Origin of the sequence: Caballeronia mineralivorans PML1(12) (assembly GCF_001028175.1) — a bacterium.
Taxonomy (GTDB): domain Bacteria; phylum Pseudomonadota; class Gammaproteobacteria; order Burkholderiales; family Burkholderiaceae; genus Caballeronia; species Caballeronia mineralivorans.
The window spans coordinates 1-3,084 of sequence record NZ_AEJF01000138.1 but is presented as its reverse complement, the minus strand read 5'-3'; the positions used below and the strand labels follow the sequence as shown (position 1 = coordinate 3,084).

Annotated in this window: 3 protein-coding genes and 1 pseudogene; all 4 read right to left on the bottom strand. The window is 63.6% G+C overall.

Annotated features, from left to right (window positions below; translation table 11 throughout):
- A pseudogene (locus tag EOS_RS22540) lies at positions 1–281 on the bottom strand (dicarboxylate/amino acid:cation symporter); the annotation flags it as partial.
- Positions 278–988 (bottom strand): cysteate racemase, encoded by a 711-nt coding sequence (gene cuyB, locus EOS_RS22535; RefSeq protein WP_047848930.1) that lies wholly within the window; start codon positions 986–988, stop codon positions 278–280. The gene cuyB and the pseudogene EOS_RS22540, both read right to left, overlap by 4 nt.
- Before the next feature lie 9 nt (positions 989–997).
- The gene (locus EOS_RS22530) at positions 998–2,272 is read right to left on the bottom strand and encodes a dicarboxylate/amino acid:cation symporter (protein WP_047848929.1); all 1,275 of its coding nucleotides are present in this window, start codon (positions 2,270–2,272) and stop codon (positions 998–1,000) included.
- A gap of 32 nt (positions 2,273–2,304) precedes the next feature.
- Positions 2,305–3,084, bottom strand: a 780-nt coding sequence (locus tag EOS_RS22525) for a substrate-binding periplasmic protein (RefSeq protein WP_047848928.1), incomplete at its 5' end; no start/stop codon positions are given.

The window sequence follows — 3,084 nt, the reverse complement described above, 5'->3', positions numbered from 1 at the left end:
GTGCCGGCCGCCGCGCACGCGGCAACAAGCGCGACGGCAAGCGCGAACATCGTGCCGATACGCAGTCCCGGACGCGGCAGCGACAGCAGTTGCCGCAGCCCGAAAAACATCGCGAACACGAGCAACGGCACGGCCGCCATATTCACGATCGCCAGATAGATCTGGCCCGCGAAATACGCGAGCGCACCAGCAGGACCGGCGAAAACACCCGCGAACGCGCCGAGTCCAAGGCACAGAAGCAGCACGAGCGTGCTGTTCGAAAGCCGCTTTAACGTGTTCATTGACGCGTGTTCCAGCCTCGCGCGAGCGCATACGACACGGTCGCGCGCGCGAGTTCGAGCGTGCTGTCGACGAGTGTCATCGGCGGCGCGGACAACTCGCGCGCCGCCAGCGGGATCTCCGTGCAGCCCATCACCGCCGCTTGCGCGCCGCGCGCCTTCAGGTCAGCGAGCGCCGCCGCGAGTTGCAGCGCCGACTCGCCGAACTCGCCCGCCTTGACCGCCACGATGCACGCGTCAATGCGCTGCTGGGTCGCATCGTCGGGCACCACGGGTTCCATGCCGCGTGCGCTTAGCATCTTCTGATAGAGCTCCGAGTGCAGCGTGCCGCCCGTCGCAAGCACCGCGACCCGGCGCGTACCGTGCGGCACAGCAGCCACGCAGGTTTCGGCGATATGGAGAATCGGCGCTTTGCTGTGCCCGCGAATCGCGTCGAACCAGTAGTGAGCGGAGTTGCACGGAATCGCAATCAGTTCGACACCGTTGCGGTTGAGCATGTCGATACCGTCGAGCATTGCGGGCAGCGGGTCCTCGCCGGCCTCGAGCATGGCCTTCGAACGGTCCGGAATATGCGGCAGGTTGGCGATCAGCAGCGGCAGGTGCTGCTGGTCGCACGCGGCGCCTGCTGTACTCGTGAGCCGGACCACGCGATCCATGAAATCGACTGTGGCAAGCGGCCCCATGCCCCCAAGAATACCGATGAGTGCCATCTCGTTCTCCTAGATCTTGAGCGGACGCGGACAGATCACCGACACAGCCGCCGTATTGCCGATGACGAGAATCAGGGTGCGCAGCATGTCGCAGAGCGGATCGACCGCGAGGAACAGGATGAACGCGGCTTCGAACGGCAGGCTCAGGTACACGCAGGTCATGCCGACGAGCGACACGGTCACGAGTCCCGTCATGCCCGCGGAGGCGAACCCGGCGAGGACCGAGGCAAGTACCACCGTGCACACCTCCACGACACCGAGCGAGCGCCCATACAGTTGCGCAATGAAGAGCGTCGCGCAGACGTAATAGACCATCGGCCCGACCCGCAGCAGCGACACCGTGAGCGGCACCATCAATTCGACACGCGCGCGCGCGAAACCGAGCTGGTCGACGAGGCTTTCGATCATGCTCGGCATGCACGCCGCGCTGTTGCGCGTGGCGAGCGCCAGCGCGAAAGGCGGGCGCAGCGCTTCGAGCGTCGTGCCAAGCGAATGGCTTGAACGTTTCCAGATGACCACGGCAGCCAGCACGAGCAGCACGACCGAGACGATGAAAAACGCGATCACGAATTGCAGCATGGCGTGCAGCGGACCGACCCCCGACCTGCCAAGCTGCGCCGCACTCATGCAGAAGAGGATCAGCGGCAGCGGATAGCTGAGCCAGTGCATCAGCTTCTGGCACGCCTGGTAGATCGTTTCGAGCGCCTGGCTCAAGCCCACCGAGATCCGCTCCGGTACGCGGCCCACGGCGAGACCGAACAGCAACGCGAACACAAGTGTCTTCAGCGCGTCGCCGTTGGCGAGCGCCGCGAAGATGTTGCTCGGCACGAGGCTCGCGAGCACGTCATACAGGCTGAGTCCTTTCACCGCGACGTCCGTACCGTACAGATTCATCACGGTCTCGCTGGAGCTGGAATCATTGCCGACCATCAGGCCGAACGTGTGCATGGTCGCACTCGACAGATTGGCGCCTGGCCGCATCACGAGCAGTACCAGCGCACCCACCAGCGCGACCGTCGCCGAAGCGCACAGGAACACGGTCACGACACGCAACAACAGCCGCGAGGTGCCGCCGTCGCGAAATAGACGCTGGAGGCTGAAGATCACGGCGGACACCATGAACGGCAAGGTAGTCATCTTCAGCAGATTGACGTAGACGTCGCCTACGATACCGAGTTTCAGCGCCTCCTCGGGCACGAGCAGGCCGAAAGCGCCCCCGAGCGCCAGACTGCCGATCACCGCCCAGGGGTTGACGGCGAAAGCATAGATTTTGTTGGATATCATCGTTGCCGCCCCGATTTTCACGATTGGACTAGTTAGTTGTTCGAAGCCTGCAGCAAAGCGGTCACGTCGAGCTTCGTGCTGCGCTCGGCGAGAAACTGATTCACGTACGCGAGCAGCGCCGGCGCACCGACATTCACGCCGATCGCGATCGTGTCGTCCAGATCCTCCAGCGTGACGACTCTCAACCGCAAAGAGGCCGTCGGGTCCTGCTTGAGCACGTGCTTGACCTCGAACTCGTCGCGATACGCAGCTGTGACCTCGCCCGCATCCAGTGCCTTGAGCACCGCCCCCCAGCTCGGATAACTAGTCACCTGGGCGTGAGGGAAATTGGCCCGCACGTAGGCGGAATACGATGAATTCATGACCACGCCGATGGTGCCGTCATACGAGCGGATCACGTCCGGCACGGTACGGCCGTGCGCGAACTGGGCAAACTTCACGCGGTTCAGCAGCAACGCGCGATGCAGCCGGACATAGGGCACGCTGAAGCTGATGATCTCGGCGCGCGGCAGCGTGCGCGACAGCTTGCTGACCGCCATATCGGCCTGACCGTTCGCGAGCAGATCAACGACGGCGTCGAACGTCCTGGCATCGCGATTGAAGCTCACCTTGACGCCGAGCTTCGCCGCGATTTCCTTTGCGATGTCGATGTCGATACCGGTCAGCTGGCCATCGTGTTCTTCAAAAAATGGCGGCTGGTCGACGCCGAGTATCGCTACCACCAGTTCGCCTCGACTCACGATGCGCGCAAATTCAGGAGCGAGCAGGTGTCCGTCCGGCATCCGTACGAGTCCGGTCGGCGTCGTGACCAG